At 63.7% G+C, this 26,590-nt stretch carries 25 protein-coding genes and 2 pseudogenes; 10 read left to right on the top strand and 17 right to left on the bottom strand.

Annotated features, from left to right (window positions below):
- Positions 1–60 precede the first annotated feature (60 nt).
- From H3Z74_RS13235 to H3Z74_RS13180, 12 genes are all read right to left on the bottom strand, one after another.
- A complete protein-coding gene (locus tag H3Z74_RS13235; protein ID WP_187760119.1) occupies positions 61–978 on the bottom strand; it encodes a hemolysin family protein in 918 nt (305 codons plus the stop codon).
- A 9-nt stretch (positions 979–987) separates the two neighbouring features.
- Positions 988–1,500 carry an rRNA maturation RNase YbeY gene (gene ybeY / locus H3Z74_RS13230; RefSeq protein WP_187760118.1) on the bottom strand — a complete coding sequence of 171 codons (513 nt, stop codon included), beginning with the start codon at positions 1,498–1,500 and terminating at the stop codon, positions 988–990.
- Positions 1,493–2,491, bottom strand: a complete 999-nt coding sequence (locus H3Z74_RS13225; RefSeq protein ID WP_187760117.1) for a PhoH family protein — start codon at positions 2,489–2,491, stop codon at positions 1,493–1,495. Before H3Z74_RS13225 ends, ybeY begins: the two co-directional genes overlap by 8 nt.
- A gap of 234 nt (positions 2,492–2,725) precedes the next feature.
- Entirely contained in the window at positions 2,726–4,012 is a 1,287-nt protein-coding gene (gene miaB, locus H3Z74_RS13220; RefSeq protein WP_229727080.1) for a tRNA (N6-isopentenyl adenosine(37)-C2)-methylthiotransferase MiaB, read from the bottom strand.
- A 126-nt stretch (positions 4,013–4,138) separates the two neighbouring features.
- The gene (locus tag H3Z74_RS13215) at positions 4,139–5,026 is read right to left on the bottom strand and encodes a lysophospholipid acyltransferase family protein (protein WP_229726563.1); all 888 of its coding nucleotides are present in this window, start codon (positions 5,024–5,026) and stop codon (positions 4,139–4,141) included.
- 3 nt (positions 5,027–5,029) lie between these two features.
- The gene (locus H3Z74_RS13210; RefSeq protein WP_187760115.1) at positions 5,030–5,452 is read right to left on the bottom strand and encodes a Fur family transcriptional regulator; all 423 of its coding nucleotides are present in this window, start codon (positions 5,450–5,452) and stop codon (positions 5,030–5,032) included.
- 97 nt (positions 5,453–5,549) lie between these two features.
- Positions 5,550–5,966, bottom strand: coding sequence for a Ros/MucR family transcriptional regulator (locus H3Z74_RS13205; RefSeq protein ID WP_187760114.1), 417 nt, complete (start codon positions 5,964–5,966; stop codon positions 5,550–5,552).
- 109 nt (positions 5,967–6,075) lie between these two features.
- On the bottom strand, positions 6,076–6,552 hold the full coding sequence (locus H3Z74_RS13200) for a GNAT family N-acetyltransferase (protein ID WP_187760113.1): 477 nt from the start codon (positions 6,550–6,552) through the stop codon (positions 6,076–6,078).
- Positions 6,549–7,178 (bottom strand): tRNA (adenosine(37)-N6)-threonylcarbamoyltransferase complex dimerization subunit type 1 TsaB, encoded by a 630-nt coding sequence (tsaB, locus tag H3Z74_RS13195; protein ID WP_187760112.1) that lies wholly within the window; start codon positions 7,176–7,178, stop codon positions 6,549–6,551. The genes H3Z74_RS13200 and tsaB overlap by 4 nt, the downstream gene beginning before the upstream one ends.
- A gap of 36 nt (positions 7,179–7,214) precedes the next feature.
- Entirely contained in the window at positions 7,215–7,805 is a 591-nt protein-coding gene (locus H3Z74_RS13190; protein ID WP_187760111.1) for a malonic semialdehyde reductase, read from the bottom strand.
- A gap of 50 nt (positions 7,806–7,855) precedes the next feature.
- Positions 7,856–8,431: a NifU family protein gene (locus H3Z74_RS13185; protein WP_187760110.1), complete on the bottom strand. Its 576-nt coding sequence runs from the start codon at positions 8,429–8,431 to the stop codon at positions 7,856–7,858.
- A gap of 91 nt (positions 8,432–8,522) precedes the next feature.
- Positions 8,523–9,386, bottom strand: a complete 864-nt coding sequence (locus H3Z74_RS13180; protein WP_229726562.1) for an aspartyl/asparaginyl beta-hydroxylase domain-containing protein — start codon at positions 9,384–9,386, stop codon at positions 8,523–8,525.
- A gap of 203 nt (positions 9,387–9,589) precedes the next feature.
- Between H3Z74_RS13180 and H3Z74_RS13175 the strand changes: the two genes are divergently transcribed.
- The gene (locus H3Z74_RS13175) at positions 9,590–12,565 is read left to right on the top strand and encodes a M16 family metallopeptidase (RefSeq protein ID WP_187760109.1); all 2,976 of its coding nucleotides are present in this window, start codon (positions 9,590–9,592) and stop codon (positions 12,563–12,565) included.
- Between the two features lie 39 nt (positions 12,566–12,604).
- Here H3Z74_RS13175 and H3Z74_RS13170 read toward each other — a convergent pair whose 3' ends face one another.
- The 3 genes and pseudogenes from H3Z74_RS13170 to H3Z74_RS13160 form a co-directional block, all read right to left on the bottom strand.
- Positions 12,605–14,395, bottom strand: a complete 1,791-nt coding sequence (locus tag H3Z74_RS13170; RefSeq protein ID WP_187760108.1) for an AMP-dependent synthetase/ligase — start codon at positions 14,393–14,395, stop codon at positions 12,605–12,607.
- A 53-nt stretch (positions 14,396–14,448) separates the two neighbouring features.
- A pseudogene (ggt, locus tag H3Z74_RS13165) lies at positions 14,449–16,117 on the bottom strand (gamma-glutamyltransferase).
- Between the two features lie 46 nt (positions 16,118–16,163).
- Entirely contained in the window at positions 16,164–17,201 is a 1,038-nt protein-coding gene (locus H3Z74_RS13160) for a quinone-dependent dihydroorotate dehydrogenase (RefSeq protein ID WP_187760107.1), read from the bottom strand.
- 241 nt (positions 17,202–17,442) lie between these two features.
- Here H3Z74_RS13160 and H3Z74_RS13155 point away from each other — a divergent pair, with 241 nt between their 5' ends.
- From H3Z74_RS13155 to H3Z74_RS13115, 9 genes and pseudogenes are all read left to right on the top strand, one after another.
- Positions 17,443–18,300: a helix-turn-helix domain-containing protein gene (locus H3Z74_RS13155; protein WP_187760106.1), complete on the top strand. Its 858-nt coding sequence runs from the start codon at positions 17,443–17,445 to the stop codon at positions 18,298–18,300.
- Between the two features lie 102 nt (positions 18,301–18,402).
- Positions 18,403–18,873 carry an SUF system Fe-S cluster assembly regulator gene (locus tag H3Z74_RS13150; RefSeq protein WP_187760105.1) on the top strand — a complete coding sequence of 157 codons (471 nt, stop codon included), beginning with the start codon at positions 18,403–18,405 and terminating at the stop codon, positions 18,871–18,873.
- A gap of 1 nt (position 18,874) precedes the next feature.
- Positions 18,875–20,365 (top strand): Fe-S cluster assembly protein SufB, encoded by a 1,491-nt coding sequence (gene sufB, locus H3Z74_RS13145; protein ID WP_390901755.1) that lies wholly within the window; start codon positions 18,875–18,877, stop codon positions 20,363–20,365.
- 116 nt (positions 20,366–20,481) lie between these two features.
- Positions 20,482–20,871 (top strand): endonuclease domain-containing protein, encoded by a 390-nt coding sequence (locus H3Z74_RS13140; protein WP_229726561.1) that lies wholly within the window; start codon positions 20,482–20,484, stop codon positions 20,869–20,871.
- Between the two features lie 7 nt (positions 20,872–20,878).
- Positions 20,879–21,622 (top strand): Fe-S cluster assembly ATPase SufC, encoded by a 744-nt coding sequence (sufC, locus tag H3Z74_RS13135; RefSeq protein ID WP_187760104.1) that lies wholly within the window; start codon positions 20,879–20,881, stop codon positions 21,620–21,622.
- Positions 21,623–21,773: 151 nt separating this feature from the next.
- Positions 21,774–22,523, top strand: a complete 750-nt coding sequence (locus H3Z74_RS13130; RefSeq protein ID WP_187760103.1) for a SufD family Fe-S cluster assembly protein — start codon at positions 21,774–21,776, stop codon at positions 22,521–22,523.
- Positions 22,524–22,657: 134 nt separating this feature from the next.
- Positions 22,658–23,871 (top strand): annotated as a pseudogene (locus tag H3Z74_RS13125) (cysteine desulfurase).
- A complete protein-coding gene (locus H3Z74_RS13120; RefSeq protein ID WP_187760102.1) occupies positions 23,868–24,332 on the top strand; it encodes an SUF system Fe-S cluster assembly protein in 465 nt (154 codons plus the stop codon). Before H3Z74_RS13125 ends, H3Z74_RS13120 begins: the two are co-directional and overlap by 4 nt.
- Before the next feature lie 77 nt (positions 24,333–24,409).
- Entirely contained in the window at positions 24,410–24,766 is a 357-nt protein-coding gene (locus H3Z74_RS13115; RefSeq protein ID WP_187760101.1) for a HesB/IscA family protein, read from the top strand.
- Positions 24,767–25,218: 452 nt separating this feature from the next.
- Here the strand turns inward: H3Z74_RS13115 and H3Z74_RS13110 are convergent, their stop codons facing one another.
- Positions 25,219–25,992 (bottom strand): SDR family oxidoreductase, encoded by a 774-nt coding sequence (locus H3Z74_RS13110; RefSeq protein WP_187760100.1) that lies wholly within the window; start codon positions 25,990–25,992, stop codon positions 25,219–25,221.
- Positions 25,993–26,025: 33 nt separating this feature from the next.
- Complete coding sequence (locus H3Z74_RS13105) at positions 26,026–26,487, bottom strand: GNAT family N-acetyltransferase (protein ID WP_187760099.1); 462 nt, start codon at positions 26,485–26,487, stop codon at positions 26,026–26,028.
- Positions 26,488–26,590: the final 103 nt, after the last annotated feature.

The raw sequence follows: 26,590 nt of genomic DNA, 5'->3' as shown, positions 1-26,590 counted from the left end.
TTAAATCGCGAAGTCAGTGATCGGGCAGGGCGATCACAGCGGCGGCCGCGGCGCCCGGCATCAGGCGTCGCTCTCCTCCGACCGGGGCTGTGGCGGATGCAGGCGAAGCTTGGTCACACGGCGCGTATCGGCTTCGATCACTTCAAGCTTCCAGCCGCTGTCATGCGACAGGCACGCGCCCGCCTGCGGGACATGGCCGGCGATCAGCGCAGCCAGACCGGCAAGCGTGTCGATATCCTCGTCGACCTCGGCCAGTCTCTTGTCGATCGTTTCGCCGATATCCTCGAGCTCGGCACGACCGTCGACATCCCAGGCGCCGCCGTCGAGCGGCACGATCAGCGCCTCGGGCGCGTCGTCATGTTCGTCCTCGATATCGCCGACGATCTCCTCGATCAGGTCCTCGATCGTGACCAGCCCCTCGGTGCCAAAATATTCGTCAAGCACGACGGCGAGATGCACGCGGCTGGCGCGCATGTCGGCAAGCAGGTCGAGTACGCCGCGCGACATCGGCACGAACAAGGGTTGGCGGATCAGCCCGTCCAGGCTTTCCGGATGCGGCGCGCCGGTCGCGAGGATCGCGAACACGTCCTTGATATGGACCATGCCGATGATCGTATCGAGCTTCTCGCGATAGACCGGGAGGCGGCTATGCCCGGCCTCGGCGAAGATCTTGACCAGATCATCGAACCTTGTCTGTTCCTCGACTGCGATGATGTCTGCGCGCGGCACGCCGACATCGCCTGCATCGCGTTCGCCGAAATGAAGCAGGTTGCGCACCATGGTACGCTCGAGCGGCGAGAGGTCGCCTTTGGCGTCGGGTGCGGGATCGTCCTCGTGCGCGTCGATCGCTTCTTCAAGCTGGTGGCGCAGCGAATCATCACCCGATTCACCGAAGATCATGGCGCGCAGCGAGCGCCATATACTGCCTTCATTGGTACCGGCGTCTCCGGCGTGGGTGGTACTTTGGCCCTCGGGCATGGTGGTCGTTCAGTCCTCGCGTATCAGATAAGGATCGGGCAAGCCGAGCGCTGCAAGCGTATCGATCTCGATACTCTCCATCGCGTCGGCCTCATGATCCTCGATATGATCATAGCCCAACAAATGCAGTGTGCCATGCACGATCAGGTGCGTGGCGTGATTCTCGGTCGAAATGCCTTTCTCGGCCGCTTCTGCCGCGCACACGCCATAAGCGAGCACGATATCGCCAAGCAGCACTTCTCCATCGTCCGAATTCTGGCTGATCGTATCGAGCAGATCCGCCTGTACCATCGGAAAGCTCAGCACATTGGTCGGCTTGTCCTTGTCGCGATATTGCGCGTTGAGCGTGCGGACCGCATCGTCGGTGGTCAGGCGAACTGAAATCTCGATCAGCGCGGACGACGTCAGCAGGTCGCCATGCGTCGTTCGCTCGATCGCGGCAGTCGCCGCGCGCTGGGCGAGCGCCTCCCAGTCGGTAGAGTCCGGCCAGGGCCCCTCCTGCGAGAGCGCGGTCTCAAGCATCGACGCCCTCATAGGCTTCGACGATGCGCCCGACGATCGGATGGCGCACGACATCGCCCGCGCCGAAGCGGCAGATCGACAGGCCTTCGACGCCCTCGAGCCGGCCGACCGCGTCGTTGAGCCCCGATGCGTTCATCCCGCCGGGCAGATCGGTCTGCTTGGGATCGCCGCACACCACCATGCGGCTATTCTCGCCGAAGCGGGTGAGGAACATCTTCATCTGCGCCGGCGTGGTGTTCTGCGCCTCGTCGAGAATGATGAAGGCGTCGGCGAGCGTGCGGCCGCGCATGAAGGCGATTGGCGCGATTTCGATTTCGCCGGACGCGATGCGCCGCTCGACCTGCTCGGCGGGCAGGCAATCGTTGAGCGCGTCGTACAGCGGGCGGAGATAGGGATCGACCTTCTCCTTCATGTCGCCGGGCAGGAAACCGAGCTTCTCGCCTGCCTCGACCGCGGGACGCGACAGGATCAGCCGCTGCACGCTGCCGGTGATCAGCTGCGCGACGGCCTGCGCGACCGCGATATAGGTCTTGCCCGTGCCTGCCGGCCCAAGCGCAAAGATGATGTCGTGGTTGAGCAGCTCGCGCATATAATGCTGCTGCGCGATGGTGCGGGGCACGATCGTCTTCTTGCGCGTGCGGATCATCACCTGCGGCGCGCCGCCGGCATCGGCTGCGATGATCCCGGCCAGCGTCGGTTCGGCCGACATGGCGATCACCGCGTCGATCAGGCCGGGGTCGACCCGCTCGCCGCGCACGATGCGATTATAGAGCCCCTGCAGGACATCGCGCGCCTCGGCCACTGCCTCGGCACGGCCTTCAAGACCGACGCGATTGCCGCGCGCGGTGATGTACACGCCAAGCCGGCTCTCCAGCAGCAACAAATTCTGGTCGAACTCCCCGAAAAGCTGAGCCATGAGTTGCGGCTTGTCGAACACGACCTCTGTGCGGCTGCGATCACCGGACTGGGCGGGGACAGGCTTGCGGCTCATGCGGTTCCTTCAGGTCGGAGGATGGAGATTGGACGCGGGGGTGCGTCCTGGAGCTGGCTGGATCGCGGGTCGAACGGGAGGCCGGGGCGGTTGTTTCCGCCGGGGAGCTCGAAGGGGCGAGTCTGCTGCATCCGTGAACGAGTTTGGCAGAGCCAGGGCCGCGAGGACAGGGGGAATATTGGCCACCCGCTTTCAATTCGCCGTGTGTGCGAAACGAGCAACAGGCGGTCGGTCCTAGGCGGCGACCGGCACCCGCTCCACGCCGGCGACCGAGTTCGCGCCGGCCGACACGATCTCCACCTCGACCAGGTCGCCGACCACCGCGTCGCTTACCAGATGCACCGATTGCAGCCATGGGCTCTTGCCGATCAGCTGACCGGGCAGCTTGCCCTTGCGTTCGAGCAGCAGGGCGCAGGTCCGCCCGACGGTCGCGGCGTTGAATGCTTCCTGATCGCGGTTGAGTGCAGCCTGCAGGCGCTGCAGACGTTCGTCCATCACCTCAGCGGGGATCTGGCCGGCCATATCGGCCGCCGGCGTGCCCGGGCGCGGACTATATTTGAAGCTGAAGGCCTGGGCGTAGGCGACTGAATCGACAAGGCTCAGCGTCTCGGCGAAATCGGCTTCGGTTTCGCCGGGGAAACCGACGATGAAATCGCCGGACAGCGCGATATCCGGCCGCGCCGCACGCACGCGGTCGAGCAGGCGCAGATAGGAATCTCGCGTATGGCTGCGGTTCATCGCCTTGAGGATGCGATCGCTACCCGCCTGAACCGGCAGATGCAGGAAGGGCATCAGCTTTTCGACCTCGGCATGGGCGCGGATCAGGCCCTCGCGCATGTCGTTGGGGTGACTGGTGGTGTAGCGGATCCGCTTCAGTCCCTCGATCCGGTCGAGTGCGCGGATCAGTCCGTCCAGGCCACCGCTGGCGCCGCTGCCATCCTCACCTTCCCAGGCGTTGACGTTCTGGCCGAGCAAAGTGATTTCCTTGGCGCCGGCGTCGACCAGCGCCTTGGCTTCGTCGACGATATGCGCCCAGGGGCGGCTGACTTCGGCGCCGCGCGTATAAGGCACGACGCAATAGGTGCAGAATTTGTCGCAGCCTTCCTGCACCGTCAGGAACGCCGAAGGCGGCACGCGGCGGCGTGCGGGCAGGTGGCCGAACTTCATCTCCACCGGCATGCCGGTGTCGAGCGCGCTTTCGCCGCGTGCGGCTTTGGCGATCAGTTCGGGCAGGTTGTGATAGGCTTGCGGTCCCACCACGACATCGACCTTCGCCCGGCGGACAATTTCTTCGCCTTCGGCCTGCGCCACGCAACCAGCGATTGCGATCATCGGGTTCTTGCCATGCCTGGCCATGGCGTGTTTGCGGATCCGGCCAATGTCCGAATAGACCTTCTCGGTCGCACGCTCGCGAATGTGGCAGGTGTTGAGGACGATCAGATCGGCCTGGTCGGGATCGGTCGCAGTCAGTCCTTGCGCCGACATGAGTTCGCTCATGCGGTCGCCGTCATAGACGTTCATCTGGCAGCCAAAGGATTTGACGGCAAAGGTCCTGGGGGCGGTCTTGGAAGCGGGTTTCATGATGGCGGGCCTATAGACCGCATTTCGCTCGCGCAGAACCCTTTGTCCGACTCTAGGGTCTGGACCCTAGTCTATCGTATTGGTTTCGGGCGCGACTATCGCGTCGGACGGAACAAATTTCACCGCGTCCACGGCATAAGCGAAAGGCCGGAGCGGTTTGCCCAGCACCTCGACCAAGGCCGCCTCGATCCGGAGGCGGCTCTCCGCCGCGATTGCCTTGCGGCCGGGGAAGTCGCGTGGATGAAACGGCTCCAGGAAATGCACCTTCATGCGGAAACTGCCCGGGCGGGACAGGATGCGCTTGGCGTTGTTCACGCCGCTTTCCTCTCCGATCCAGCCGATCTCCTCGGCGACCGCGCCATAATCGAGCAGCACGGGCTGAACGAGGACCGCGGGCGGAGGCGGCTCGAGGACGCGCAGCATTGGCGTCTTGAAGGGAAGAAGCGACTGGCCATCGGTGGTCGTCCCTTCCGGGAAGACAGTGACGGACCAGTTATCGGTCAGCGCGTCGCGCAGCTGATTGATCTGTTCGGCCACGCCGAGCCGGTTCTCGCGTTTGACGAACACGGTGCGGTTGAGGGTCGACAGCCAGCCGACCACCGGCGCGGCGCGGATTTCCTGTTTGGCGACAAAGGCGGTGCCACTTTGCCCGGCGATGGCAAGAATATCGATCCAGCTGAGATGATTGGAAATATAGAAGACGTCGCGCTTGAGCGGCACGCCGACGCGCTCGACGCGGGCACCTGCAAGACGCGCGGCCCAACCCAGGAAAATCTTCGGCCAGGGTGAGCCGATGCGCAGCAGCCGCCAGAGATAGTGAAGCGGAACGGTCAGCAGCAGCGCAAGGGCAAGTCCGGTCGCGCGCAGCGTGATGCGGATATAACCGGCCGCATCGATCGGTGGTGGATTGCCGGCCGCAGCTTCGGCACGTGCCGCGGGGCTGAGGCCGCCCAAAACCTAGACCTTGCGGTCGAGCGAGACGCCGTAGAGTTCCATGCGATGATCGACCAGCCGGAAGCCGAGCCGTTCCGCGATCGCCTTTTGCAGCTGCTCGAGCTCGGGATCGACGAACTCGATCACCTTGCCGCTTTCGACATCGATCAGATGATCGTGATGCGCCTCGGGCGCCGGCTCGTAGCGCGCACGGCCATCGCCGAAATCATGGCGATCGAGAATGCCGGCCTCTTCGAACAGGCGCACGGTGCGATAAACCGTGGCGATCGAAATGCCGGGGTCGATCTGCGAGGCGCGCTCATAGACTTTTTCCACATCGGGATGGTCTTCGGCCTCCGACAGAACGCGTGCGATGACGCGGCGTTGTTCGGTTATGCGCAGGCCTTTTTCATTGCACAGCGCTTCGAGATCGATCTTGCGAGCCATATGGGCAATGTAGGCGCTTCAACCTTATTGATAAAGGGCGATCGACTCGCAACAAGCCAACCGCCCTTAATTTCTTCCTACCGGGGAAACCGGCAGCTTACCTGGTCTTGCGACGCTTGGTGCCGAGGCCGATTTTTTTGGCCAGCGTGCGACGCTGTTCGGCATAGCTCGGGGCAACCATCGGATAGTCGGCGGGGAGGTTCCACTTGGCGCGATACTGTTCCGGGGTCATCTGATAATGCGTCATCAGATGGCGCTTGAGCATCTTCAGCTTCTTACCGTCCTCGAGGCAGACGATATAGTCCGGCTTGATCGACGAACGGATTGAAACTGCTGGCTCCTGCTTCACTTCGGGAACCGCGACCGGCGTGCCAAGCCCGGCGAGCGCGCCATGCACATTGGCGATGAGGACCGGCAGATCCGAAACCGCAACGCTGTTGTTGCTGACATGTGCTGCGACAATATCCGCCGTCAGCGTGATCAGGGTTTCCTGCAGATCGTTATTGATATCCATTGTCGTCCTTCCGACCCATATTATAGCTGCATTACGACGCAACCAAATTGGGCCTATCGTCTTTTGGAAGGTTCAGCGCAAGCAGTAAACGCGAGCTGAATAAGTAAAATCAGGGCAATTCGCGACGAAACGTAAAAGCATCAAAGGTCTGGCCGGCATTGCCGCGATAGTAAGCACGACGTTCGCCGACCTTGGTGAAGCCCGAGGCACGGTAAAGCTTGATGGCGTCATTGCCTTCGCGCACCTCAAGGTGCAGTTTTAACGCATTTTTTTCCCGCGCTTCAGTAATCACCGAGCGTAGCAGCGCCGCTGCGACGCCTTTGCGGCGGCTGGCGGGCGCGGTCGCGAGCAACAACAGTTCCGCTTCATCGAGAATTTGCCGCGACAGTGCGAAGCCGACCGGTTTGCCGTCGATCGAGGCGATGGTCAGCCAGACGCCGGGCAAAGCCATGATGCCGAGGCACTGGCCGCGGGTCCATGCTTCGCCGAATCTGGGGTCGAATGCCTCAGTCATCAGCGACTCGACCATGGCGAGATCGGCGGTGCCGCCGCTGCGCAATTCAATCATCGTCAGCACGCTGCTCATGCAGCAAGCGGCTTGGCGTCGGGCGCGCGGCCATAGATCGGACGCGGCGGAAGTGCGGTGAGGGTAGCGGGCAAGAGGATCGCGTCGGCGGCATTGGGAAGTGTTTCGGTGGCATCGATTTCGGGGGCGAGTGCGGTGAGCCAGCGGACGCCGTTGCCGATCGCGTGGCGGCCATCGAGTGCGGCGAGCGCTGCTGCCGGTTTCAGCGAACTGAAGGCCCCGACGGGTGTGAGCGAAGCATGGAAGAGCTGCATGAAGACTTCGCCATGCCCGCCTTCGAGAACCACCGCAAGCGAGTCGAGATCGGGTTTCGCGGCGAAGCCGGCGGCCGCGATCAGGGGGAGCGAGGAGAAGCCATATGCCTCTGCCTGCCAGCCAAAGGCGAGGCCGCGGGCAGCGGCAATGCCGACTCGCACACCGGTGAAGCTGCCTGGCCCGCAATCGACGAGGATGCGCCCTGCGCGCCCGCCGTCCGGCAGTTCGGCAATCATCGGCACCAGTCGTTCGGCATGACCGCGGCCGACAACCTCATGGCGCGATGCGACAACCGCGCCTGCGTCGATCCCCGTCTCGATCAGGGCGACCGAACAGGCGGCAGTGGCAGTTTCGATTATGAGAGTTCGCATCAACGCCCTCTCCCTGCCGGGGAGTGGGAAATCAAGTCAGGCAATCGTGTTGAACTTCTCGAACGCCGGGCGCGGCAGGCGTTCGAAGATGGTCGCCGGGTCGCCGTGCCCGAGCGTGGTGATGAAATTCGACCGCACATTCGGCGTATCGGCGAAGAACGCGGCATCGACCTTGGCATTGTCGAAGCCCGACATCGGGCCGGTGTCCAGACCCAGCGCGCGGGCAGCGATGATGAAATAGGCGCCCTGCAGGGTGGAGTTGCGCATCGCTGAGACGGTCCGCGCCTGGGGATCGGCGAACCATGGGCGCGCATCGACGTGCGGGAAGAATTCCGGCAGATGGTCGTGGAAATCCTGGTCCATGCCGATCACGACGCTGACCGGCGCCTTGAGAATCTTGGGTGCGTTCTGCGCCGAGCTGCACGCGGCAAGCTTTTCCTTGGCCTCGTCGCTGACGCACCAGACCAGGCGTGCGGGAAGCTGATTGGCCGATGTCGGGCCCCATTTCATCAGGTCCCAGATCGCATGAAGTTCGGCCTCGGAGACCGGCTGGTCGGTGTAACCATTATAAGTGCGTGCGGTACGGAAGATCGTATCGAGTGCCGCGTCGGACAGTTTCTCGGCCATGGCAGAACCTCGTCGTAAAAAGTGGAGCGCGGTCAGGAAAGAAAGGCGGATCAGACCGCGCGGACTTCGGTGACCTCGGGGACATAATATTTGAGCAATTGCTCGATCCCGTTCTTCAAGGTCGCGGTCGATGACGGGCAGCCGGCGCAGGCGCCCTGCATCTTGAGGAAGACTTTCCCCTGATCGAAGCCGCGATAGATGATGTCGCCACCGTCATTCGCGACGGCGGGGCGGACGCGGGTATCGATCAATTCCTTGATCTGCGCGACGATATCGGCGTCCTCGGGATTCTCCGCGAAGCTTTCCTCGGCGGAGGGGACGCTGATCCCTCCAGCACTGCCGGCACGGAACAGCGGCATCGCAGCGGAGAAATGGTCGAGCAGCAGGCCAAGCACATCAGGCTTGAGCTGCGACCATTCGACACCGGGCGCGGCGGTGACGGAAATGAAGTCGCTGCCGAAAAAGACGCCGGTCACATCGCCAAGGTCGAAGAGCTGCTCGGCAAGCGGCGACGCCTCCGCCTCTTCGGGGGTGGCGAAGTCGCGGGTGCCCGCTTCCATCACGGCGCGGCCGGGAAGGAATTTGAGCGTCGCGGGGTTGGGCGTCGTTTCGGTTTCGATCAGCATGACACGCATGTGGCGTGGCGACGGGGGCGGATCAAGGCAGGAGTTGGAAACAGACCAATTCCCCTCCCGCATGCGGGAGGGGAGGAAAGCCTCAAACGTCCATTTTCTTCATCGCGTCGTTCCAGCTCGCGATATTGTCGCGTGCTTCCTGGACGAAGGCGGATTTGCGCACGACCTTGAGGAAAGTGTCGGCGATCCAGCGTCCGGGCTGACGCAGGGGGCGCTCGAACTGGACCAGCAGAACGACACGCGTGGCGTTGGTATCGTTCCACACTTCGTGCTGATACGTGTCGTCGAATACCAGGGTTTCCCCTTCCGACCAGCGTACGATACGATCGTCGACGCGCATCCGGACATCGCCATCGGTCGGCACGATCAGGCCGAGATGGCAGGTGATCAGGCCCTTGGTCACGCCGCGATGGTCGGGAATATGCGTGCCGGGGGCAAGGATCGAGAAGAAGGCGCTGTTCAGGCCCGGAATCTGCTCGACGATCGCCTGGGTCTTCGGGCAGCGCGCAAGATTGTCCTCGATCGGAAAACCATAGCCCCACAGGAAAAAGGACCGCCACATGTTCACTTGCGCGATTGCGCGGTGGTCGGGCGAGATGGTCGCGAGACTTGGCGACGCTTGTCCCCGCAGCGCGACTTCGATCGCCTCGTCGCGGATCGTTTCCCAATTGTCGCGCAGGATCGCGGTCCAGGCAAAATCCCGCACGTCGAGCACCGGATCGTTGGACACCAGCGACGACGATGCGATCAGCCGATCGAAAATGCCGCGCAGATGCTTGCCGAAACGGATGATGAAAGGCCGGTTCGGGTCCGCTTCGAGCTTCGCTCCCGGGGCGGGTGCTCCCGAAATCACGTTCAGATCGGGCACGCGAATGGTGCGATGATCGTCGGGGTCGCCCGATTTAGGCCATAATGCGGTGGCGGCCATATTGGTTTTTGCAGTCACTGACATATTCGCTTTCGTGCGGGCGGGTGCTCAACCGGCCCAGATTTCCTCATGTTGCGCCGCGACGACGTATGCCCCCAACCGTTTCGACCCAGCGGGACGTAACGGTCGTGTTGGTCGAAATAATGGCGCTTTGTGTCCTTTTGCGCGCCGTGGGAGCGGGCATCTGGCGGTTCCCTGAGAACGCGGCTAGGGTCGTCGCCATGCTTGCTCTTCTGCGCGTTACGCGTTTCCCGCTGATTTCCGCCCTCCTGCTCGGTCTGACGCTGCCCGCCAGCGGTCAGAACGTCGCTCCCACCGCAGACGTTCCGGCACCGACACAAAATGTGGATCGTTCGGCTTGGCTCTACAAGGGCAGCGACATTCCGCCCGACCCGGAATGGCGATTCGGTACGCTCCCCAACGGATTGCGCTATGCCGTGCGTCGCAACGGCGTGCCGCCGGGCCAGGTTGCGATCCGGGTGCGGATCGATGCCGGGTCGCTGATGGAAACCGATAGCGAGCGTGGTTTTGCGCATCTGATCGAACATCTGTCATTCCGCGGTTCGGTCTATGTACCGGATGGCGAAGCGAAGCGGATCTGGCAGCGCTTTGGCGCCACCTTCGGGTCGGACACCAATGCGCAGACCACACCGACCCAGACGGTATTCAAGCTCGACCTTCCCAGCGCGACCGAGGCGGGTCTGGACGAGAGCCTGAAAGTGCTGGCTGGCATGGTCGACAAGCCCAACATCACCACCGCGGCGCTCAATGCCGAACGGCCCGCCGTACTCGCCGAGCAACGTGAAGCGCCGGGGCCTCAGGTCCGCTTCAGCGATGCGCGCCTGGCGACCTTCTTTGCCGGACAGCCGCTGGCGGATCGCTCGCCGATCGGTACGATCAAGACGCTGGAAGCGGCGACTGCCGATGGCGTTAAACTATTCCATGATCGGTGGTATCGCCCCGAACGCGCGGTCGTGGTGATTTCGGGCGATCTCGATCCGGCCCTGTTCGAACGGCTGGTCGTGAAGAATTTCTCCGGCTGGCAGGGCAATGGCCCCAAACCCGCCGATCCCGATTTCGGCAAGCCGGAGGCGAACCAGCCGGGAACCGCAGTGGTGGTCGAGCCGAGCCTGCCGCCGATCGTCGCGATGGCGGTTCTGCGCCCGTGGAAATATCAGGACGACACGATTCTGATGAACCAGAACCGGCTGGTCGATTCGATCGCGGCACGCGTCATCAGTCGTCGCCTCGAAACGCGCGCACGCGCCGGGGGCAGTTTCATCCAGGCCGATGTCAGTACCGACGACGTCTCCCGGTCCGCCAGCGGGACCTTCGTCAATATCCTGCCGATCGGCGATGATTGGGAAGCGGCGTTGAAGGATGTGCGCGCGGTGATCGCCGACGCTCAGGCCACGCCGCCGAGTGCGGCAGAGGTATCGCGCGAACTGGCCGATTTCGATACGGTGATGCGGACGCGGGTCGAGACGCAGCGCGCCGAGGCGGGAGCGTCGCAGGCCGACGACATGGTCAGCGCGGTCGATATCCGCGAAACCGTGGCCGCGCCCGCGACGATCTATGCCGTGCTCAAGGAAGCCGAGAAGAAGAAGATGTTCACGCCGGCGACCGTGCTGGCATCGACCAAGCGCATCTTTACCGGCGACGCGACGCGTGCGCTGATCAATATCCGTACCCCCGACGAAGGGGCGGCAACCAAGCTGGCGGCGGCGTTGAAGGCCGATGTCGGCGGGCTTGCCGGCAAGCGCAATGCCCAGGCCAAGGTCGATTTCTCAAAGCTGCCCAGGCTCGGCAAGCCGGGCACGGTCGTGAGCCGCGAGAAAATTTCCGATATGGATATCGAGAAAGTGGTGTTCTCGAACGGCGTGCGGCTGATGCTGCGGACCAGTCCCTCCGAATCGACCCGTGTCTATGTCCGGGTGCGGTTCGGTGGCGGCTATAACGCCCTGCCTGCCGACCGCGAGTCGCCGGCCTGGGCCGGTGAACTGGCGCTCGTCGCCGGGGGCATCGGAACGCTCAAGCAAGGCGATATCGAGCAGCTCACCGCGGGGCGCCGCATCGGGCTCGATTTCGATATCGACGACGATGCGTTCAGCTACGATTCGATGACCTCACCGACGGATCTGGCCGATCAGTTGCGGCTGATGGCGGCGCGGATGGCGGCGCCGGGTTGGGATCCCAACCCGGTCGCACGAGCCAAGTCCCTGGTCCTTGCCGGCTATAACGGCTTCGACGCATCACCCGACGGCGTGCTGTCACGCGACCTGGAAGGGTTGCTCCATGACGGCGATCCGCGCTGGGGCACCCCGACGCGCGAGGAAGTCACGTCGACCACCGCAGCGGACGTGCGCAAATTATGGGAGCCCTTGCTCGCGACCGGCCCGATCGAGGTTCAGGTATTCGGCGACATCAATGCGGACGCGGCGATCAAGGCGGTCGCCCAGAGCATTGGCGCCTTGCCGCCACGTACCGCCTCGACGATCCCGGCGCCGGCAGTGCGCTTCCCGGCGCATAATGTGACGCCATTGATCAAGACTCATGGCGGGCCCGAGAATCAGGCGGCGGCGGTGATCGTCTGGCCGACCGGCGGCGGGATCGAGCAGGTCACCGAGAGCCGCTATCTCGACGTGCTCGCTGCAATCATGAGCGATCGGCTGTTCGACCGGCTGCGCTCCGAAGCCGGGGCAAGCTATTCGCCGTCGGTGCAGAGCCAGTGGCCGGTGGGCATGAGCAGCGGCGGCCGCCTGTTCGCGATCGGTCAGGTCGCGCCGGACAATGTCGCCCTGTTCTTCAAGATGTCGCGCGAGATCGCTGCTGATCTGGTCGCCAATCCGATCAGCGACGACGAACTGCAGCGCATCCTGACGCCGATGAAGCAGTCGATCTTGCGCTCGTCGACCGGCAACCAGTTCTGGATGAACTATCTTGCCGGCTCGATGTATGATGAGCGTCGCATCGCGGCGCTGCGCGGGCTGTTCAGCGACCTGGCGCGGGTGACCTCGGCCGATGTGCAGGCAACCGCGCAGAAATATCTGCAGCCCGGCAAGGACTGGACGATGGCAGTCGTGCCAAAGGCGCTGGCCGGCCAGCCGCTGGTGCTGAAACCGACTGTGACGGCCGTGACCGCGCCGGAGGTCAAGCCGGCCATGGTCAAGAAGAAACCGGTGGTGGTGGGACGATAATTCAACACCCTCTCCCGGCTCGGCCGGGAGATGGGTGGGTCATCCCTTGTACAAAGCATCCAGCCTCGGCCCGTACACTTCCTTCAGCACGTGCCGTCGGATCTTCAGCGACGGCGTGAGCTGCTCATTCTCGATCGTGAACGGCCCGTCGGCGATCACATAGCGACGCACCCGCTCGATCACCGACAGGTCCTTGTTGACGCGCTCGACCGCGGCGCTGAGCGCGGTGCGATAGCTGCTATTTTCGACCAGCTTTTCGAACTGGCAGCTGTCGCCGTTCCTGGCGCACCATTCCTGCGTCCATTCGGGGTCGGGCACCAGGACCGCGACCATATAGGGCTTGCGGTCGCCGAAGATCATCGCCTGGACGATCTCCGGTTGAAGCGTGAGCATCCCTTCGACCTTTTGCGGCGCGACATTGTCGCCCTTGTCGTTGACGATGATGTCCTTCTTGCGGTCGGTGATCTTGATCCGGCCCTTCTCGTCGATCAGGCCGATATCGCCGGTATGCAGCCAGCCATCCTTCAGCACCCGTGCCGTCTCGACCTCATTGCGCCAGTAACCGTGCATGACGAGCTCGCCACGCACCAGGATTTCGCCGTCCTCGGCGATCCGTACCTCGGTGTCGGGCAAGGGCGGGCCGACCGTATCCATCTTCAGTCCCGCACTCGGGCGGTTGCAGGAGATGACCGGGGCGGCCTCGGTCTGGCCATAGCCTTGCAGGAAGGTCAGCCCCAATGACTGGAAGAAGATGCCGACCTCCGGCGTCAAGGGCGCGCCGCCCGATACCATCGCCTTCATCCGACCGCCGAAGCGCTTGCCGATCTTGGGCTTGATCGTCGCCTTGACCACCAGATCCATTGCCCGGTCCTTCAGGCTCATCCGTCCTTCATAGGATTTGGTGCCGACATCGAGCGCGCGGTCGAGCAGATAGTTGGAGAATTTGCCCTGTTTCTCGATTGCCTTGGAGATGCGCGTGCGCAGCACCTCGAACAGGCGCGGCACGACGACCATGATCGTTGGGCGCGTCTCCTCGATATTGGAGGCGAGCTTGTCGAGCCCTTCGGAATAATAGATCTGCGCGCCCAGCCCGATCGGGAAATGCTGGCCGCCGGTATGCTCATAGGCATGGCTGAGCGGAAGGAAGGATAGGAACACTTCCTCGTCCCAGCCGAAATCTTCCGAGATGATCGTGGTGCAGCCCTGCACATTGTGCAGGATCGCGCCGTGATGCTGCATCACGCCGCGCGGCGCGCCGCCGGTGCCGCTGGTGTAGATGATGCAGGCGAGATCCTCGCGCTTGAAATTCGCTTCGGCCGCGACCTGTTTCGGATCGGCGGCATGATCGGCGATCAGCCTGGACCAGCTATGGAATTCGAGCGCGCCGGACTGGGCGACGCGGATATCCTCGATGCCGATGACGATCTTGGCGGCCGTCGCGCGAACTGCGGCGGGGAGCAGCGTTCTGGCGAGCTTGGCGGTGGAGACGATTACCGCCTTGGCGCCGCTATTCTCGATGATATGCGTGTGGTCGCGCTCGGTATTGGTGACGTAGGTCGGCACGGTGACGCATCCCGCCGCCATGATCGCCAGGTCGCTCAGGCACCATTCGGGGCGGTTTTCCGATACCAGCATTACCCGGTCGCCACGCTCCAGCCCGATCGCCTTCAGCGCGCGCGCCAGGCTTGCGACCTGGACCGCAGCTTCGCGCCAGCTGAGCGAGGCCCAGCCACCATCCTCCTTGTGCCACAGGAAAGGCTTGTCGCCCTGTTCCGTCGCACGCGTGAAGAACATGGTGACGAGGTTGGGGAAATGCTCGAGGGTCCGCATCTGTCTCTCCTGAGCGCGCGCCGTGTTCGGCTGCGCGAAATTGGCTGCGCGAATTATTCGCCGAGTGCCACACCGACGCTGCGCGGGTCGGCAGCACCGACCCAGCCCGACGTCGTCAGTTCGGCGGCATTGGCTTTCAGCCCGAGCTTGGCGATATTGACCTTGTGGCCGAGCTTTTCGAGCGCTGGCTTGATCGCTTCACGTCCGGTGCCCTCTTCGAGCACCAATGCATCACCGTTGAAATAGATCAGGCCCTCACCGATCGCATCACGCGCCGATTCTGTTCCAGTCGAGATGCGCGATCAGCGCCTTGGCCACCTGCATGATGATCGTCTTGCCGCCGGCCGCACCGACCGTGAAGATCGCTTTGCCCTTTGCGTCATAGACGATCGTCGGCGCCATCGACGAGAGCGGACGCTTGCCCGGCTCGACCCGGTTGGCGACCGGCATGCCGTCCTTTTCCGGCGCCATGGTGAAGTCGGTAAGTTCGTTGTTGAGGACATAGCCATTGGCGAGCAGCTGGCTGCCGAACGGCCCTTCGACGGTCGACGTCATGCTGACGACGTCGCCATTGCGGTCGACCGCGACGAAATGCGTCGTGCTCGGCACCTCGTTCTGGACCGCGGCGGTGCGCGGCTTGGCGCCGGGCGGCGTGCCCGCTTCATAGCTGCCGAGCGACTTGCTCGCCGAAATCAACCTGGAGCGCGCCTTGATATAGGCCGGGTCGATCAGCCCGGCGACCGGGACGTCGACAAAGTCGGGATCGCCGAGATATTTCTCGCGATCGGCATAGGCGAGCAACATCGCCTCGCCGATCAGATGCCAGGCGACCGGCGACTCCTTGCCGAGCTTCTTCAGGTCGAACCGCTCGAGCATGCCGAGGATCTGCAGTACCGTGGTTGCGCCCGACGAGGGCGGGCCCATGCCGCAGATGCGATAGCTGCGGTATTTGCCGCACACCGGCGGCCGTTCCTGCGCCTGATAGCCGGCCAGATCGGCCAGCGTCATGTCGCTCGGGTTCATCGATGCGCCAGTCGTAACCCGGACGATCTCTTCGGCATTGGCACCGGTGTAGAAGGCGTCCGGTCCCTCATCCGCCAGCTTGCGCAAGATCGCGGCGAGCTTCGGGTTTCTGACCGTCGTGCCGATCGTCAGCGGCTTGCCGTCGGCGTCGAGATATTGTTTCGCGGTGTCGGGGAACTTGCCCCAATATTGGCTGACGAAACCAATGCCATTGGCCATCGGCTTGGTGACCTGATAGCCCTCCTCGGCGAGCTTGATCGCCGGCGCGAACAGCGTCTTCCACGGCAATTTGCCCCATTTCGCATGAGTCATCGCCAGCAGCCGGACATTGCCGGGTACGCCGACCGACAGCCCGCCGGGAACGGCCCTGAAATAGGGCAGGGGTTTGCCGTCTTCATCGAGAAAGCGCCCGGGCGTGGCGGCCATCGGCGCCTTTTCGCGTCCGTTGATCGTCTCCAGCTTCCCGGTCTTGCCATCATGATGGAGCAGGAAGCCGCCGCCGCCGATACCGCTTGATTGCGGTTCGACCACGGTCAGCGCGAGCATCATCGCCATCGCCGCGTCCGCGGCACTGCCGCCCTCGCGCAAGATCTGTTGCCCTGCGGCCGAGGCGCGCGGATCAGCGGAGGAAACGATGCCCTGGGCTGTGACGGAGGTTGGCCCAACGAGCAGGGCGAGCGCGAGGATGAGTCTTTTCATTGCGTAAAAAGCGTAGCGGGGTTTTCGGGCCGAACAAGACGCTACGTCACTCGATACCGACAGCATCCGTAATATTGGCAAAGCCGTCGCGGCGCAGCAGCCGGGCCAGCCCCTGATTGATGCGGTGCGGCAAGCCGGGGCCTTCATAAACCAGAGCGGTATAGAGCTGCACCAGGCTCGCGCCGGCACGGATGCGGGCATAGGCTTCTTCCGCGCTGCCGATGCCGCCGACCGAGATCAACGGTAATGCAGCGCCGGTCGCCTTGCGGAAATCGCCGAGTCGCTGGCGCGCCAGGGTTGCGAGTGGCGCGCCCGACAGGCCGCCGGTCTCGATCGCGCCTGCCGATTTGAGGCCGGGGCGCGACAAGGTCGTGTTGCTGACGATCAGGGCATCGATATTATGGCCGATCGCGGCGCGGGCGATGCCGTCGATCTCGCGCGCGTTGAGATCCGGCGCGACTTTCAGGAACAAGGACGGTCGCTGGATCGGGATGCGCCGCGCTTCGTCGGCGGCGGCGAGCAATTCGGTCAGCGCCGATCCGTGCTGCAGGTCGCGCAGGCCCGGCGTGTTAGGGGAACTGATGTTGATCGTGACATAATCGGCAACCTGCGCCGCGCGCTCGACGCCGATGCGGTAATCGGCGATCCGGTCCGCAGTATCCTTGTTCGCGCCGACATTGATGCCGAGCACGCCCTTGCGCCGGGCGGTGCTTGCGCGGGGCAGGGCGGCATCAATGCCGCCATTGTTGAACCCCAGCCGGTTGATCACCGCGCGGTCCTCACGCAGCCGGAAGATGCGCGGGCGCGGGTTGCCGGCTTGCGGGAGCGGGGTGAGCGTACCGATCTCCACGCTGCCCAGGCCAAGCCCGAAAAAGCCGTCGATCGCGCGGCCATCCTTGTCGACACCGGCGGCCAGGCCGACCGGGCTGGCGAAATCGAGCCCGGCAATAGTTGTGCGCAGGATCGGGTCGGCGCGATGCGAGGCTCCACGCCCGCCCCAGGCGGCGAGCAGGGCGATGGTCAGGCCATGCGCACGTTCGGCATCAAGGGCGAACACAATCGGGCGGATCAGGGAAAAGAGCATCGGCGCGACATGGCATCGGCGGGCCGCGCGGTCAAAAATCTCGTTACGCTTTCTCACCGATATGGCGGTTTCGTCCAATACAAGCGGCGGGGGATTTGCTCAAAGGCTTGTGCGACCCAAGGAACCCTTTCGCAACAGGGGGTTCTTTCACTTACGGCCCGGGCGGTTCTCCGCCCGGGCCGCTTTTCTTTGTGTCCCGAAGCGATAGGCTGTCGGTTATAAAAGAACAGGGGCGCAATCATTGTCGGATTTTCAGCTGGACTATGCGGTCCCGGCCGCAGACCTGTCCGAATATATCACGCTTTTCTATTATTTCCGGGCCGATGTTCCCGTGTTCGAGGATAGCGAGCGCGCTGATCATGCGCAGCTCCGTTTCCGCCTGTCGCCGGGCGGCGCAGAATATCGATTTCCGGATGACTCGGTCCAGACGCCGGCCGATTTCCATGTCATTGGCCCGACCAGTGGCCCGATGCAGGTTCGCGTGATGGGCCCGGTCGAGGTGTTCGGCATGGGTGTGACCGCGGCGGGGTGGGCGGCGATGATCGGCAGCGAGGCGTCGTCGGTGCTGAACCGCACGATCGACGCGAACGGCCTGTTCGGGGCGGCACGGTTGAAGGCGACTGCGACGGCGCTGCGCGAGGCGTCCGACAATGCCGCGCGGTTCGCGATCGGCGAAGAACTGGTACGCGAACTGGTGCGCGAGGGCGACGAGCAGGCTTGCCACTTCGTGCGCCAGGTCGATGGCTGGCTCGCCGCGAGCCTTTCGCCCGAAATGGACGATCTGGTCGCGGTGACGGGCCTGTCGCGGCGCCAGGTCGAACGCAAATGCAACGCGATGTATGGCTCCCCGCCGAAACTGCTCGCGCGCAAATATCGTGCGCTGCGGGCCGCGGTCGCGCTGGTCGCCGATGGCGAGGATGTAGACGACGTCATCGGCCGCGGTTTTTACGACCAGTCGCACCTGATCCGCGAAGTGAAGCAATTCACCGGCCTGACCCCGCGCCAGATCAAGGCGGAACCGGGCGTGCTGCAGCGCATGACCATCCGTCAGCGGACCGCGCTGGACGGGCAGGTCAGCCCGTTGATCAGCGGAACCTGAATCCTCCCCCATACCGGGGAGGATCTTGGCTATTTGAGGTTGACCCGCCGCGCCCGCGCCCCCACATGCCCAATCGGAACGAATCAATCCGATTAGGAATTCATGCGCCTTTCGAGCCTTGCCGATTATGCCGTCGTGATGATGAGCGCGACCGCGCGCCATTGCGGCGGCGCGGCGCGGCTCAATGCGACGCTGCTGGCCGAGGAGACCGGCGTGCCGCTCCCCACCGTGCAGAAACTGGTCAGCCGGCTGTCGGCGGCGGGTCTGATCGAGAGCGCGCGCGGCACCGGTGGCGGCTTCCGTCTCGCACGGCCGGCCGCGGCAATCAGCCTTGCCGACATCATCGAGGCGGTCGAAGGGCCGATCGCGATGACCTCCTGCGTCGAGACCGGGCGCCATGATTGCGGGCATGAGAATGTGTGCCGGGTGAAGCCGCACTGGAATGCCGTCAACGGTGCGGTGCGCGGAGCATTGGCGGGCGTCAGCCTCGCCACTTTGTCCAACCTGCCGCTCCCGAACAATCCGGCCGATACCAGGGTCGATATGGCGCTCGGCGCCGAGGTGATGAACTGACATGGACATCAAGGACCTGGACACCAAGGACATGCCCAAGAACGCCGAAGCGCATGCCGCCGCCAACAAGACGTACGAATGGGGCTTCCATTCGGACATCGAACAGGAATTCGCGCCCAAGGGTCTGAGCGAGGATACGGTCCGCTTCATCTCGGCCAAGAAGAATGAGCCGCAATGGATGCTCGACTGGCGGCTCAAGGCATACCGCCTGTGGCTGACCATGACGCCGCCCGACTGGGCCAAGCTCAACGTGCCGCCGATCGATTATCAGGACGCCTATTATTATGCCGAGCCCAAGGCCAAGCCGAAGCTCGGCAGCCTGGACGAGGTCGATCCCGAAATCCTGCGTGTCTATGAAAAGCTCGGCATTCCGATCGAGGAGCAGAAGATGCTCGCCGGCGTCGAGGGCGCGCGCAAGGTTGCAGTCGACGCGGTGTTCGACAGCGTCTCGGTCGCGACGACTTTCCGTGCGGAGCTGGAAAGCGCCGGCGTCATCTTCCGCTCGATCAGCGAAGCGATCCGCGAATACCCGGATCTGGTGCGCAAATGGCTCGGCAAGGTCGTGCCGCAGCACGACAATTACTTCGCCGCGCTCAACTGCGCGGTCTTCAGCGACGGGACGTTCGTCTATATCCCGGAGGGCGTGCGCTGCCCGATGGAGCTGAGCACCTATTTCCGCATCAACGCCGAGAATACCGGCCAGTTCGAGCGCACGCTGATCATCGCCGACAAGGGCTCGTACGTTTCCTATCTCGAAGGCTGCACCGCGCCGATGCGCGACGAGAACCAGCTTCACGCGGCGGTGGTCGAACTGATCGCGCTCGACGATGCCGAGATCAAATATTCGACCGTGCAGAACTGGTATCCGGGCGACGAGAACGGCAAGGGCGGGATCTATAATTTCGTCACCAAGCGCGCGCTCTGCCAGGGGAAGAATTCCAAGGTCAGCTGGACTCAGGTCGAGACCGGCAGCGCGATCACCTGGAAATACCCCAGCTGCGTGCTGGCTGGCGAGAACAGCGTCGGCGAATTCTATTCGGTCGCGGTGACCAACAACCGGCAACAGGCCGATACCGGCACCAAGATGATCCATCTCGGCAAGAACACCCGCTCGACCATCGTATCGAAGGGCATTTCCGCCGGCCGTTCCGACAATACCTATCGCGGCCTGGTCCGCGTCGCGCCGACCGCGGAAGGGGTGCGCAACTTCACCCAGTGCGATTCCCTGCTGCTCGGCGACCAGTGCGGTGCTCACACCGTGCCCTATATCGAGGTGCGCAATCCCTCGGCGCAGATCGAGCATGAAGCGACCACCTCGAAGATCAGCGACGATCAGATGTTCTACGCGATGCAGCGCGGGCTCGACAGCGAGGCGGCGGTCGCGCTGATCGTCAACGGCTTCGCGCGCGAAGTGCTGCAGCAGCTGCCGATGGAATTCGCGGTCGAGGCGCAAAAGCTGCTGGGGATCTCGCTCGAGGGGAGCGTGGGGTGATTTTGACTCCGCAAGATGATGCGAAGCGCTCTAATTCCCCTCCCCTTCAGGGGAGGGGTAAGGGGTGGGGCCTCTCCGCAAATCGCCTCGCCGAATTGCACGCACGCGCCGCCGACATGCGCCGCAACCCAACCGAACCGGAAAAGCGGCTTTGGCGCATCCTGTCGAACAGTCAGCTCGAAGGCCACAAGTTCCGCCGCCAGTCAGTCATCGGCTATTACATCGCCGACTTCCTTTGCCCGCAGCGTGCGCTCATCGTCGAGGTGGATGGCGACACGCACGATACAGTCAAAGACCGGCTGCGTGACGATACACTTGCGGAGCAAGGTTTCGATGTCCTGCGGGTGACCAATGCGGACGTGATGACCAATCTCGATGGCGTCACGGCGCTGATCCGTAGCGCACTTGAACGGTCCGCACCGCGCTGGGATAGGCCCCACCCCAACCCCTCCCCTGAAGGGGAGGGGCTCGAGAATTTTCTTCCGCCAGCTTTCAATGCGAAGTGATGACGTAATGCTCAAAATCGAAAACCTCCACGCCGAAATCGACGGCAAGGAAATCCTCAAGGGCCTCTCGCTCACCGTCAATGCCGGCGAGGTCCATGCGATCATGGGCCCGAACGGCGCGGGCAAGTCGACGCTCGGCTATGTGCTGGGCGGGCGCCCGGGCTATGAAGTGACCGACGGCTCGGTGACCTTTGGCGGCGAGGATTTGCTGGAGATGGCGCCGCATGAGCGTGCCGCCGCGGGCCTGTTCCTCGGTTTCCAATACCCGGTCGAGATCCCCGGCGTCTCCAATGTCCAGTTCCTGCGCGAAGCCCTGAACGCACAGCGCAAGGTGCGTGGCGAGGCCCCGCTGTCGGGCGGTGAGTTCCTCAAGCTGGCGCGCGCCCAGGCCGATCTGCTGTCGATGGACCAGGAAATGCTCAAGCGCCCGGTCAATGTCGGCTTTTCCGGCGGCGAGAAGAAGCGCAACGAGATGGTCCAGATGGGCATTATCGGCCCGAAGCTGGCGATCCTCGATGAAACCGATTCCGGCCTCGACATCGACGCGCTGCGCGTGGTCGGTGACGGCATCAACCGCATCATGCGTGCACCCGACAAGGCGGTGGTGCTGATCACCCATTATCAGCGGCTGCTCGATTATGTGAAACCGGATTTCGTGCATGTCCTGAGCGGCGGCCGCATCATCCGCTCGGGCGGCGCCGAACTCGCGCATGAGCTCGAAGCCGAAGGCTATGCCGCGGTGGCGGCATGATGACGGTGCTGTCCAACTTTCCTTCTCCCCTTGTGGGAGAAGGTGGCGCGCAGCGCCGGATGAGGAGAAGTGATGTGCGCAGCAGTCGCGTGTCCCCCTCACCCTTCCGCCGCTTCGCGGCTCCCTCCTTCTCACACAAGGGGAGAGGGGAATGAGTATTGCTCTCCCCACCCGGCGTGACGAGGCCTGGCGCTACAGCGACCTCGAGGCCGTCGCCTCGGTCTGGCCGGTCCCCGCGCCCGAACTGGTCGAAGTCGCCGCCGGAGAATCAATCTCGCGCGTCATCGTGCAGGACGCGTCGCTCGATGCGGTCGCGATCCGCGATTTCCGTGTCGTGTTGCACAAGGGGGCGACCGCGACCTTCCATATCCTCAACACCGGCGGCAGGCTCGGCCGCGTCGCGATCGATGTGACCTGCCATGAGGGATCGCATTTCGAGCTTGGCGGCGCGATGCTAGGCGGCGGCGATCAGACGCTCGAGATCGTCACCACGCTCAATCATATCGAGCCCAATGCGACGTCCAATCAACTGGTCCGCTCGGTGCTCGGCGGCAAGGCGACCGGCAGCTATCTCGGCAAGGTCGCGGTCGCGCGCAATGCACAGAAGACCGACGCCAGCCAGTCGGTCAAGGCGATGCTGCTGACCCGCACCGCGACCGCCAACGCCAAGCCCGAGCTCGAAATCTTCGCCGATGACGTGAAATGCGCGCACGGCGCGACGGTCGGCGAGCTCGATGCGATGGCGCTCTTCTATCTGATGAGCCGCGGCATTGCGCCGGCCGAAGCAAAGATCCTGCTGCTGCAGGCATTCGTGGCCAGCGCCTTTGCCGGCATCGAGGATGCGGCCGAGCGGGAGCGCGTTGAAGCAGCCGCGCAGGCTGCGCTGGAGCGGATGCTGTGAGGGTCGCGATACATCTTGCTCCCCCTCGCGCTTGCGGGAGGGGCTGGGGGTGGGCTCGCGCTCCCCCTCAGGCAGTTCCGTTGGTGGCGCACGCGAGCCCACCCCGACCCCTCCCGCAAGCGGGAGGGGAGAAGATGACCATTCTCGCCGACACCCGCCCACTTGACCGGCTTGCCGATTTTCCCGCGATTCCGACCGGCTGGGCCTATCTCGACACCGCTGCGACCGCGCAGAAGCCGCAGGTGGTGATCGACGCGATCACGCGCGGTTACGACACGACCTACGCAACGGTGCATCGCGGCGTGTATCAGCGCTCGGCCGATATGACGCTCGCCTATGAAGCGGCGCGCAAGCGCGTCGCCGGCTTTATCGGCGCGACGTCGCCGGACGAGATCGTCTTCGTGCGCGGTGCGACGGAGGGGATCAATCTCGTCGCACAATGCTGGGCCGGGACTCAGCTTAAGGCCGGCGATCGCATCCTGCTCTCCACGCTCGAACATCACTCCAACATCGTGCCTTGGCAATTCGTCGCCGAGCGTGTCGGCGTATCGATCGATGTCGTGCCGCTGACCGCCGATCACCGTATCGATCTCGATGCGATGGCGACGATGATCACGCCGGATCACAAGTTGGTCGCGCTGGCGCATGTTTCGAACGTGCTCGGCTCGGTCCTCGATGCGAAGCGCGCGGCGGAGATCGCGCATTCGGTCGGTGCGAAAATCCTGCTCGACGGCTGTCAGGCGGTGCCGCGCATGACCGTCGATGTCGCGGCGCTCGATTGCGACTTCTATGTCTTCTCCGGTCACAAGCTCTACGGCCCGACCGGCATCGGCATCCTGTGGGGCAAAGCAGAGTTGCTCGACGCAATGCCGCCCTATCAGGGCGGCGGCGCGATGATCGACAAGGTCACCTTCGCCCGCACCACCTATGCCCCGCCGCCGGCGCGGTTCGAGGCGGGGACGCCGCACATCGTCGGTGCGCTCGGCCTCCATGCAGCAATCGACTATGTCGAGAGCATCGGGCTCGATGCGATCCATGCGCATGAGACGGCGCTGGTCGCGAAAACCCGCGAGGCCCTGTCGCAGATCAATTCGGTCACGCTCTATGGCCCGGAGAACTCGGCGGGGATCGTCAGTTTTTCGATCCAGGGGTGCATCCGCACGACATCGGCACCATCTTGGACGAAGCGAAGGTCGCGATCCGCGCCGGGCATCACTGCGCTCAACCCCTGATGGAAGCATTGGGCGTTCCGGCAACTGCGCGGGCGAGCTTCGGGGTGTATAATGGTGCCGCGGATGTGGACGCACTGGTCAAAGGTATCGAACGAGTGACGAGGATCTTCGGATGAACGAAGAACGCAAGATTGCGGTCGAAGAGGTCGAGACGGTCGAGGCGCCACCGCGCGCGCGCGTCGAGGCACCCGCCGAGACGCTTGAGCGCAAGCGCGACTATCTCGAAGGCTTTCTCGCGCAAAAGCCGCAGGGTCTCGCGGCCGGCGAGCCGGGCGGAGCGCTGTATGAAGCAGTGGTCGATGCGCTGAAGGAAATCTTCGATCCGGAAATCCCGGTCAATATCTACGATCTTGGCCTGATCTATGGTGTCGACGTGACCGATGATGGCCATGCGGTGGTGACGATGACGCTGACCACGCCGCATTGCCCGGTCGCTGAATCGATGCCGATGGAAGTCGAATTGCGCGTCGGTGCGGTGCCCGGGGTCGGCAGTGCCGAGGTCAATCTCGTCTGGGATCCACCCTGGGATCCGCAGAAGATGAGCGACGATGCGAAGCTCGAACTGGGCATGTTGTGAGGCGATTTGAGAAGCCGGGACGGGTCAAGGGGGACTCGGTCCGCCCCGGCTTCTCTTTCGGGGGCATGGAGTAGACGATGTCAGATGTGAAAACCCGTAATCGCCCGACAGCACTTTTTTTGACGCCGTCGGCGGAGGCGCGAATTGCCGAATTGATGGCCAAGGCGCCCGAGGATGCGATCGGCGTGAAGCTGTCGACGCCGCGTCGCGGCTGCTCCGGCCTTGCCTATTCGGTCGACTATGTGACGGAGGCCAAGCCGTTCGACGAACGCATCGACACGCCCGGCGGCACGCTGTTCGTCGATGGCGGGTCGATCCTGTATCTGATCGGCTCGACCATGAACTGGGTCGAGGATGATTTCGCCGCCGGTTTCGTGTTCCAGAACCCCAACGCCAAGGGCGAATGCGGGTGCGGGGAGAGCTTCACGGTTTAGGGTGGGCGGATCCCCTTTCCTTGTGCTCCCGCGAAGGCGGGAGCCCAGACTGGGCCCCCGCCTTCGCGGGGACACAAGCTTTCTTGTCTTAAGGGGATAGGCCTCAAACAAGTCCGGGGTGACGTCCGGGTAAAAACCGATTCAACCCCAGCCCCACTCATGAAAGCGTAGCGCCCGGCGGAATGCTCTTGCACCCGCCACGCTCTTTCTCATGACCGGAAAAAATACCGCACCGCGCGTCCCTGGCTGTTCCGGGCGATAACAGCCAGCAGGCTGGCTGTTCTTTGGCTGTTAGCTGGCTGTTCCATGGCTGTTATTCCGATAACAGCCAGCCTGGGTTAAACATCTGAGAAAACATGTAAATTCAGGCCTGAAATCCAACATAACAGCCAGCAAAAAACATAATCGGAAAATAACAGCCAGGAACAGCCAGCAGCAGCCCGCCAGGTCGGTCAGCCCAGCCCGCCAAACCCGCGCCCGGCGGTCCAGCCGCCATCCGCCGGAATGACCACGCCGCTGACATAGCGCGCATAGTCCGACGCCAGGAACAGGCACACATCCGCCACGTCATCGACCGTGCCGAGCCGCCCCAGCGGCACCGCGCGCGCCGACGCGGCCTTGGCTTCCGGCGTGGGGGCGAGCCGTTCCATTCCTTCGGTGCCGTCGATCGGGCCCGGCGAAACCGAATTCACCCGCACGCCCTCGCGGCCCCATTCGATCGCCAGCGTCTTTGTGATCATGTCGACACCGGCCTTTGCCGCGCAGACATGGATCTGCATCGCCATCGGGATCCAGGCCTGCGGCGCGGACACGTTGATCACGCTCGCGCCCGGCTTGGTCAGATGTTCGTACGCCGCGCGCATCACATGGAAGGTGCCGAGCGTGTCGATATCGGTGACGGTCTTGAAGCCCTTGGGGCTGAGCATCGCTGCCGGAATCGGGAAATTGCCCGCTGCGCCGGAGACCAGCACATCGATCGTGCCACGCTTGTCGCGGAAATCGACGATCGCCGCCTGCACCGCATCGAAATCGCGCACATCGAGCGCATAGCCCAGCGCCGGCGTGTCGTGCGACAGCGCTTCGACGGCGGCATCGACCTTGTCCTGGCTACGGCTCGCCACCGCCAGCTTCGCGCCCGCGCGGGCAAAGGATTTCGCAATGCCCAGATTGATGCCGCTGGTGCCGCCAAAGACCATCACTGTCTTGCCGCTGAAATCGAATGCCATCGCGTCTCTCTCCCTGGGCCAGATCTGAACCGCTCAGTCGGTGAGCTTGTACTTGAACCCGTAATGGCTCTTATCCCAGCCGAGCCGCTCATAGAAGCGGTGCGCATCGGTCCGGCTGCGGTGCGAGGTAAGCTGCGCCATGCGGCATCCGCGCGCGGCGAAGCGGGCATTGGCCCAGGCGATCATCTGCGCACCGATTCCCTGGCCGCGTAGCTCGCTCGATACCCGGACGGCTTCGATCAGGCCGCGCCATGCTCCGCGAAAGGCGATGCCGGGAAGATAGCTGAGCTGCATGGTGCCGACGATCCGACCGTCAAGCTCGGCGACGATGCTTTCCTGGTTCGGATCGGCGGTGATCGTCTCGAACGCGGCGATATAAAGCGGGTCGAGCGGCAAGCTCGGGTCTTCGCGACCCCTGCCGAGATCGTCATCGGCGAGCAACGCGACGATCGCGGGAAGGTCGGCGAGCGTGGCGGGACGGAGGATTAGAGCCATGGTCCACAACGCTCCCCAATTCCCGTTCGGGCTGAGCCCGTCGAAGCCCATAGCACCAGAGACAACGCTCGCGGCAAGCAGCTCTTCGACAGGCTCAGGGCGA

This window comes from Sphingomonas alpina, from assembly GCF_014490665.1.
Taxonomy (GTDB): Bacteria; Pseudomonadota; Alphaproteobacteria; order Sphingomonadales; family Sphingomonadaceae; genus Sphingomonas; species Sphingomonas alpina.
Note: the sequence above shows the minus strand (reverse complement) of the source record. Positions and strands in the feature narration are given on the sequence as shown.

Bases quoted from the DNA above. Each gene is read 5' to 3' on its own strand.
- H3Z74_RS13235 (WP_187760119.1), bottom strand. From the start codon at position 978: ATGCCCGAGGGCCAAAGTACCACCCACGCCGGAGACGCCGGTACCAAT.
- ybeY (WP_187760118.1), bottom strand. From the start codon at position 1,500: ATGCTTGAGACCGCGCTCTCGCAGGAGGGGCCCTGGCCGGACTCTACC.
- H3Z74_RS13225 (WP_187760117.1), bottom strand. From the start codon at position 2,491: ATGAGCCGCAAGCCTGTCCCCGCCCAGTCCGGTGATCGCAGCCGCACA.
- miaB (WP_229727080.1), bottom strand. From the start codon at position 4,012: ATGAACGTCTATGACGGCGACCGCATGAGCGAACTCATGTCGGCGCAA.
- H3Z74_RS13210 (WP_187760115.1), bottom strand. From the start codon at position 5,452: ATGGCTCGCAAGATCGATCTCGAAGCGCTGTGCAATGAAAAAGGCCTG.
- H3Z74_RS13205 (WP_187760114.1), bottom strand. From the start codon at position 5,966: ATGGATATCAATAACGATCTGCAGGAAACCCTGATCACGCTGACGGCG.
- H3Z74_RS13200 (WP_187760113.1), bottom strand. From the start codon at position 6,552: ATGAGCAGCGTGCTGACGATGATTGAATTGCGCAGCGGCGGCACCGCC.
- tsaB (WP_187760112.1), bottom strand. From the start codon at position 7,178: ATGCGAACTCTCATAATCGAAACTGCCACTGCCGCCTGTTCGGTCGCC.
- H3Z74_RS13190 (WP_187760111.1), bottom strand. From the start codon at position 7,805: ATGGCCGAGAAACTGTCCGACGCGGCACTCGATACGATCTTCCGTACC.
- H3Z74_RS13185 (WP_187760110.1), bottom strand. From the start codon at position 8,431: ATGCTGATCGAAACCGAAACGACGCCCAACCCCGCGACGCTCAAATTC.
- H3Z74_RS13175 (WP_187760109.1), top strand. From the start codon at position 9,590: ATGCTTGCTCTTCTGCGCGTTACGCGTTTCCCGCTGATTTCCGCCCTC.
- H3Z74_RS13170 (WP_187760108.1), bottom strand. From the start codon at position 14,395: ATGCGGACCCTCGAGCATTTCCCCAACCTCGTCACCATGTTCTTCACG.
- H3Z74_RS13160 (WP_187760107.1), bottom strand. From the start codon at position 17,201: ATGCTCTTTTCCCTGATCCGCCCGATTGTGTTCGCCCTTGATGCCGAA.
- H3Z74_RS13150 (WP_187760105.1), top strand. From the start codon at position 18,403: ATGCGCCTTTCGAGCCTTGCCGATTATGCCGTCGTGATGATGAGCGCG.
- sufB (WP_390901755.1), top strand. From the start codon at position 18,875: ATGGACATCAAGGACCTGGACACCAAGGACATGCCCAAGAACGCCGAA.
- H3Z74_RS13140 (WP_229726561.1), top strand. From the start codon at position 20,482: ATGCGCCGCAACCCAACCGAACCGGAAAAGCGGCTTTGGCGCATCCTG.
- sufC (WP_187760104.1), top strand. From the start codon at position 20,879: ATGCTCAAAATCGAAAACCTCCACGCCGAAATCGACGGCAAGGAAATC.
- H3Z74_RS13130 (WP_187760103.1), top strand. From the start codon at position 21,774: ATGAGTATTGCTCTCCCCACCCGGCGTGACGAGGCCTGGCGCTACAGC.
- H3Z74_RS13120 (WP_187760102.1), top strand. From the start codon at position 23,868: ATGAACGAAGAACGCAAGATTGCGGTCGAAGAGGTCGAGACGGTCGAG.
- H3Z74_RS13115 (WP_187760101.1), top strand. From the start codon at position 24,410: ATGTCAGATGTGAAAACCCGTAATCGCCCGACAGCACTTTTTTTGACG.
- H3Z74_RS13110 (WP_187760100.1), bottom strand. From the start codon at position 25,992: ATGGCATTCGATTTCAGCGGCAAGACAGTGATGGTCTTTGGCGGCACC.
- H3Z74_RS13105 (WP_187760099.1), bottom strand. From the start codon at position 26,487: ATGGCTCTAATCCTCCGTCCCGCCACGCTCGCCGACCTTCCCGCGATC.